4 protein-coding genes are annotated in these 7350 nt (G+C 58.3%); 2 read left to right on the top strand and 2 right to left on the bottom strand.

From position 1 onward, the window contains the following. Nucleotides 1-297: 297 nt before the first annotated feature. Both glgB and Q1W15_RS20670 read right to left on the bottom strand, forming a co-directional pair. Entirely contained in the window at nucleotides 298-2526 is a 2229-nt protein-coding gene (glgB, locus tag Q1W15_RS20675) for a 1,4-alpha-glucan branching protein GlgB (protein WP_300731651.1), read from the bottom strand. Between the two features lie 22 nt (nucleotides 2527-2548). Beyond that, complete coding sequence (locus Q1W15_RS20670) at nucleotides 2549-3163, bottom strand: maltotransferase domain-containing protein (protein ID WP_300731648.1); 615 nt, start codon at nucleotides 3161-3163, stop codon at nucleotides 2549-2551. 841 nt (nucleotides 3164-4004) lie between these two features. On the opposite strand from Q1W15_RS20670, the gene ccoG reads away from it, so the two are divergent. Together ccoG and mapR are read left to right on the top strand one after the other, a co-directional pair. Beyond that, nucleotides 4005-5426 (top strand): cytochrome c oxidase accessory protein CcoG, encoded by a 1422-nt coding sequence (gene ccoG / locus Q1W15_RS20665; RefSeq protein WP_300731645.1) that lies wholly within the window; start codon nucleotides 4005-4007, stop codon nucleotides 5424-5426. Nucleotides 5427-5515: 89 nt separating this feature from the next. Further along, nucleotides 5516-6925, top strand: coding sequence for a GntR family transcriptional regulator MpaR (gene mapR / locus Q1W15_RS20660; RefSeq protein ID WP_300731641.1), 1410 nt, complete (start codon nucleotides 5516-5518; stop codon nucleotides 6923-6925). The last annotated feature ends 425 nt before the right edge of the window (nucleotides 6926-7350 follow it).

The raw sequence follows: 7350 nt of genomic DNA, 5'->3' as shown, positions 1-7350 counted from the left end.
CAAGGCCTTTTTGGTTCCTTTTGTGGCTGTTTGACAAAAGGGACTCGCTGTAAAAGCGAAACCGATGCACCGGTTAAACCCCGAAAACGGATAGGTACCCGGTGCGCCAGCTGCCTTCAGCATTCACACTGAAACAACAGCAGCCCGGGGCATCTTCCCGATCGGCAGCGACTACCCCTGTAGCAGTTGACGAGTAGAACGAGGCTACGTCCGGCGACGCAGTCGTCGTAAAGCCAGGCCACGCGGTATACCTGCCTGACCCGGGATTCAGGGTTTACGATCGCGACCTTCAGCGCATCACCCCTCGGGCCGCAACACCAATACACCCAAGGGCGGCAGGTTCAGCGCAAGCGATGCCGGCTGGCCGTGGCTACTCAGGCCTTCCGCAATCACGCCACCGCCATTGCCATAATTGGACCCGGCATACAGGCCCGCGTCGCTGTTGAAGACCTCGTGCCAAGTACCTGGCAATGGCACGCCAATACGGTAGGCTTCGCGGGGCACCGGGGTGAAGTTGGCCACCACCAGCAGCGGCTCTTTGGCCTTGCTCCAGCGCAACCAGGCGTAAACGCTGTTGGTGGCATCGTCGCCAATCAGCCATTGAAAGCCTTGGGCAATATCGTCCTGCTCATGCAGCGCCGGAATTTCTCGGTACAGGCGGTTCAAATCCCCCACCAACTTCTGCACGCCCTGATGTTCGGGGTATTGCAGCAAGTACCAGTCCAATTGCTGGTCGTGATTCCACTCGCGCCATTGACCGAACTCGCACCCCATAAACAGGAGTTTCTTGCCCGGATGGGTCCACATAAAGCTCAGGTAGGCCCGCAGGTTGGCGAATTTCTGCCAGCGATCACCAGGCATTTTGTCGATCAGTGAATGCTTGCCGTGCACCACTTCATCGTGGGAGATCGGCAGGATAAAACGCTCGCTCCAGGCATATACCAGGCCAAAGCTGAGCTCGTGGTGATGGTGGGCGCGGTAAACCGGATCTTGCTGGATGTAATGCAGCGAGTCGTGCATCCAGCCCATGTTCCATTTCCAGGAAAAACCCAGCCCGCCCTCCGCGGTGCCTTGGGTCACGCCCGGCCAGGCAGTGGATTCTTCCGCGATCACCAGCGCACCGGGCACTTCCAGGGCCACTACGTCATTGAGGTGACGCAGAAAATCAATGGCTTCGAGGTTTTCCCGCCCGCCGTCACGGTTGGGGATCCATTCGCCAGGCTTGCGCGAATAATCGCGGTACAGCATGGAGGCGACCGCATCGACCCGCAGCCCGTCGACATGAAAATGCTTGAGCCAATGCAGCGCCGAGGCCAGCATAAAGCCATGTACCTCGGTGCGGCCCAGGTTGTAGATCAAGGTGTTCCAGTCTTGATGAAAACCTTCCAGCGGGTTGGCGTATTCATACAGCGCCGTGCCATCGAACTGGGCCAGGCCGTGCGTGTCGTTGGGGAAATGCGCGGGCACCCAATCCAGAATGACGCCAATGCCCGCCACATGGCAGGCGTTGACGAACGCGGCAAAATCATCGGGCGAACCGTAACGGGCGCTGGGGGCAAATTGCGAGAGCGGTTGGTAGCCCCAGGAGCCACCAAACGGGTGCTCCATTATCGGCATCAACTCAATGTGGGTGAACCCCAACTGCTGAACATAGGGGATCAGGCGGGTCGCCAGCTCGGCCCACGTGTACGGGCGCAACACCTCACTGTCATCCTGCTCTTCGCACTGCCACGACCCCACATGCAGTTCGTAAATGGACAGCGGGGCCTCTCTGCGCTGGAACTCGGCCCGTGCCTTTAGCCAGCCTTCATCCTGCCAGTCAATGCTCAGCGGCGCGGCAACCCGTGACGCGGTATCCGGCGGCAACTGCGTGGCCAGCGCCACCGGGTCTGCTTTCAGGGGCAATATGCCCTCTGCGCCCAGCACTTCGTACTTATAGGCTTCGCCCGCCGGCAGACGCGGCACAAACACTTCCCAGACCCCACTGGGATGGCGCAGGCGCATGGGGTGACGGCGGCCGTCCCAACCGTTGAAATCGCCTACCACGGACACCCGTCGAGCATTCGGTGCCCACACGGCAAAACGCACGCCAGGCACGCCCTCCACCGCCATCAATTGCGCGCCCAGGCAATGACTCAGATCACGGTGGTTGCCCTCGCCAAACAAATACAAATCCATCTCGCCCAACAGCGGCGCAAAACTGTAAGGGTCTTCGCTGATCTGCTCGACACCCCCCCAGTCAATCTGCAACGCATAAGGCTGCACAGCCGCAAAGTAGCCGGCAAACAAGCCCGGTGCCTGCAGGCACTCAAGGGTTCCCAGCAGGTCCCCGCCATTGCGCGCCAGCACCTTGACACTGACCGCGCCCGGCAAATAAACCCGGATCACCTGCCCGCCCTCAGCCTGCGCATGAGGCCCCAACACGGAAAAGGGGTCGGGGTGTTCTGCCTTGATCAAGGCGTTTACATCGTCAGTCGCGAGTCGCCGTGAGTCCTTGCTTGTTGCGGATGCTCTGCTTGCACTCATGCGGCTCTCCGTGCGGCGAAGGTTAGGTGACAAACAACGAAAACTCGGGGCTCAAAGCCAGGAACGTTCGCTCTTGGGTATCGCGCATCAACGCTGCACTGCTTTCGTGCATCAAGGCAACAATCTGTTGCTCCTCCGACACTCCGGCCAACCGCTCATACAGCTTAAGCAACAGCGGTTGCTGGTCTGCGCCCTCCCAGCGGTGCGCGGCGCAGAGCACTTGGTTGATCCCCGACTCAATCATCTCGTTGACCGGATCTCCCGCCCGATACTTGCGATTAAGCTCTAGGCACAGGCCTGCGTATTGATCCACCCAGGCATCAATGCAAAACACGTGCAAACCCGCACGTTCGACACAAAATTGCCCCTGCCACAGCCCGTCTGGCGCACTCGACAGGTACACACTGTTCCACTCGCCGCAGTCGACATGCCGCCAACGCGCAAGAACCGCCAAAGGTGCACCCTGGGCGAACACCGAACAACTGACCTGGACGACGTCACCCAGACGCGCCTGCGCAAAGGATGCGCCCCCGTTAATCACGGGCTCTATCTGATCAATCACAATACTCTGAGCCCCCCAACTGCTTTGCAGTTGCACAGCCTCCCCACTCGCTAATTGCCACAATTCAACCGTCATGGCAGCTCTCCCCACCTCAGTTAACCTTTCAAATATGACATTCTTCACACACTGCATTTGTTGGGCGCACATCCTCGAACCCGAATCCGAGCACGCCACGCGTGTGAAAGTTCAAACTTTTTATTTTTAAATTCCGATATTCATCCTGCATCGCGGCGTATTCACTGAGGCTTGAGCGAAACTATGACAATAATAGCTGACCGTTTATCACACCTCTTTAAATCAGCGAATTATGTGCCGCTGACGCCGCTGCACGGCGCTTGAATAGAGAATACCTGTTAATAATGAAAACGCCTGAAAACTCGAACAATTTTAAACTTTATAAAACCTTCTAAAACCATTTTAATCTGTCTTGAATACTTTAAAACTCCGCCTCTTTCAGACTTTCAATTGCCTCCCTGCGTCCGACCACGTCATAACGGATCCAACTTTCAACAACAATGAAACGGCGTGCTGTCTTACTCCAGCAGTGCCGCCCGGCATTATTGTTCACCACCCGGAAAACCTTGTGCCGCCTGCACCTTGTATGTCCGACTGTCCGCCGCCCGGCCCGCCCATGAGGCCGCGCAGCGTCTGGCGCGCCTGTCCCGCGTTTGAACAGAACCGCTTGCCAGTGCGTGATTCGGTTAATTGATTGACCTCGATCAATGCCAACACCGTGCCCCGGTGAGACTGGCAGCCATCACGCTAAATCCGCGGCCTGGCGAGGCTGCGACAGGCTGTCGCAGGCGAAGGCCAAAAAGCATCTGATCTGGTTTTTAATAAAATACCTGAGCCTGTTATGCAAACAGTTTGCACGCCATAGTGCCCTGACCTGATGGAAGTTGATGAGCGAAAGACCATGAGCGAGCAGATTCCCGTCCAGAGACTTGAATCCTTTGAAGCGCCTCGCCCGAGCGCTGCAAAAATCATAAACAAGTCCAGCGACAACGTGATCCACACCCGCAGCTACACCGGCCTGTACCGTACCCTTCGAATCGTGGGCACGGGTTTTCTGTTTCTACTGTTTTTTGGCACCGTCTGGCTCAATTGGGACGGCCGCCAGGCAGTCCTCTGGGACTTGTCTGAGAGCAAATTCCATATTTTCGGGGCCACCTTTTGGCCTCAGGACTTCATCCTGTTGTCCGCGCTGCTGATCATTGCCGCCTTTGGTCTGTTTGCAATCACGGTGTTTGCCGGCCGGGTGTGGTGTGGTTACACCTGCCCGCAAAGCACCTGGACCTGGCTGTTTATGTGGTGTGAAAAGGTCACGGAAGGTGATCGAAACCAGCGCATCAAATTGCAGGCGGCACCGTGGGGGGCCAACAAGCTCCTGCGCCGCACCGCCAAGCACACGCTGTGGTTGGCCATCAGCGTGATGACCGCCCTGACCTTCGTCGGCTATTTCACCCCTATCCGCTCGCTGGCCAGCGAGCTGCTGACCCTGGAAATCGCCGGTGTCAGCCTGTTCTGGATGTTGTTTTTCACCGGGGCCACGTACCTCAGTGCCGGCTGGCTACGCGAAGCGGTGTGCATGCATATGTGCCCGTATGCGCGATTCCAGAGCGTGATGTTCGACAAAGATACCCTCGCCATTTCCTATGACGTGGCCCGTGGCGAAAACCGTGGCCCGCGCAAGCGTGGCGTTGACCCGGCACAGACGGGTCTGGGTGACTGCATCGATTGCTATATGTGTGTGCAGGTCTGCCCTACCGGCATCGATATTCGCGACGGCTTGCAAATGGAATGCATCGGCTGCGCCGCCTGCGTGGATGCCTGTGATTCAGTGATGGACAAAATGGGTTATGCCCGTGGCCTGGTGCGCTACACCTCCGAACACGAATTGCAGGGCGGCAAGACGCACCTGCTGCGCCCACGCCTGATCGGCTACACCCTGGTGCTGGGGGTGATGATCGGCGCGTTGGTGCTTGCCCTGAATCAGCGCTCAATGGTGTCACTGGATGTGATCAAAGACCGCGGGTTGTTCCGTGAAAACAGCCAAGGGCAGATCGAGAACATCTATAGTCTCAAGATCATCAACAAAACCCAGGAACCTCAGCAGTACCGCGTGTCGCTGCGAGACGGCGAAGGCTATCAACTGCAGGGCAAAACCGAGCTGACCCTGGCCCCCGGCGAAATTGCCGATGTGCCGGTGTCCGTAGCACTGCTGGCAGACCGGCCTCAGAGCAGTTCGCAAACCATTGAGTTTGTCGTCACCGACACCGACGACCCTACCGTGCGCAGTGTGGCCAAGAGCCGTTTTGTGGCACCGTTGAATCGTTGACCTACACACCCGGAACGAGCTCGCGATCGCTTAAAAAGATCAAAAGATCGCGAGCAAGCTCGCTCCTACAGGGTCCTCCGAGAGCTTTTATGAAACGCTATGAAAAATTCGCTGACGACATTGCCGAACTGATCCGCAGCGGCGTACTCGGCCCCGGCCAGCGTGTGCCGTCAGTGCGTTACGCCAGCCAGACGTATGGCGTAAGCCCGTCCACCGTGTTCCAGGCGTATTACTTGCTGGAGCGTCGCGGCCTGATCCGCGCCAAACCGCGCTCGGGCTATTTTGTTAACGTGCATGCGCCCAGCCCGTTTCCCGAACCCGAGGTGGTCAGCCACACGACTGAATCCACCCAAGTGGACGTCAGCGCGCTGGTGTTCTCGGTGCTCAATTCGATCAAAGACCCGCACACCGTGCCATTCGGCTCGGCGTTCCCCAGCCCCATGCTGTTCCCGCTGCAACGGCTGGCCCGATCGATGGCCACCGCCAGCCGTGAAATGGACCCGCACATGGTGGTCACGGACATGTCCCCTGGCAATCCTCAACTACGCCGCCAGATCGCCTTGCGGTACATGGTGGGCGGGTTGATGCTGCCGATGGAAGAACTGCTGATCACCAACGGCGCGCTCGAAGCCCTGAACCTGTGCCTGCAAGCCGTCACCGAACCCGGCGACCTGGTGGCCATCGAAGCTCCGGCGTTTTATGCCTGCCTGCAAGTACTGGAGCGCCTGAAGCTCAAGGCGGTGGAAATTCCGGTACACCCCCGCGATGGCATTGACCTCGGCGTGCTGGCCCAAACCCTGGAGCGCTACCCGGTCAAAGCCGTGTGGTGCATGACCAGCTTCCAGAATCCCATTGGTGCCACCATGCCCGAGGCCAGAAAGCAGGCACTGGTGGAGCTGTTGCGTGAGCACCAGGTGCCCTTGATCGAGGACGATGTGTACGCCGAGTTGTACTTCGGCCAGCACGCGCCGAAACCGGCCAAGGCATTTGATACTGAAGGGTTGGTGATGCACTGCGGCTCATTCGCCAAAAGCCTTGCACCCGGCTACCGCATCGGTTGGGTGGCAGCGGGCCGTTACGCGCAAAAGGTCGAGCGCCTGAAGTTGATGACTTCGCTGTGTGCGTCGATGCCCGCCCAGGCCGCCATTGCTGACTACTTGCAGCACGGTGGCTATGACCGGCACCTGCGCAAATTACGCGATGCGCTGGAAGAACAGCAAAACGCCATGCTGGCGGCCATTGCCCGTTATTTCCCGGCCCAGACCCGCGTCAGTCAACCGGCGGGCGGTTACTTTCTATGGCTGGAACTGCCGGAACACACCGATTCGCTCAAACTGTTCCAGATGGCCCTGGCCCAGGGCATCAGCATTGCACCGGGGCCGATATTTTCCGCGACCCAGCGCTTTCGCAACTGCATCCGCCTGAACTATGGCAGCCCCTGGGATGCCGCCTGCGAAAAAGCCATGGAAACCCTGGGCAAGATCGTACGCTCGTTTTAGCCCCCCCTGTAGGAGGGGCCGCCCCGTCTTCGACGCCGCGCTGTCGTTCAGCGGTTCAAGGGGGCCCTTGGATCAAAAGCCAGATCAAAAGATCACGAGCAAGCTCGTTCCTACAGGCCTTGCTGCGTTCGGCCAGCGCGGTTTAAGGGGCCCCTTGGATCAAAAACACGCGCGTAGGAGCGAGCTTGCTCGCGATCTTTTGATCTTTAAAAGCGTTGTAACGCCGCACTGTCGTTCAGCAATCCTATCCATTGCTGCGGTCACGGCCACTTGAGGTTCCGGCTTTACGCCGTGCCACTTTGAAAAGCTGTACAGACCGGACACATGGTTGACACATGTGCGGGGACATAGTGGACACATTATGAACCGTAATCTGGCTTGTTCACGTCGATAGTTCGCAAAAAGTGATGGCAGAAGTAGACGTC

The sequence above is a fragment of the Pseudomonas sp. genome, assembly GCF_030150285.1.
Classification (GTDB): Bacteria; Pseudomonadota; Gammaproteobacteria; order Pseudomonadales; family Pseudomonadaceae; genus Aquipseudomonas.
The sequence above is the reverse complement of the archived record's forward strand: the minus strand, read 5'-3'. Positions and strand labels throughout refer to the sequence as shown.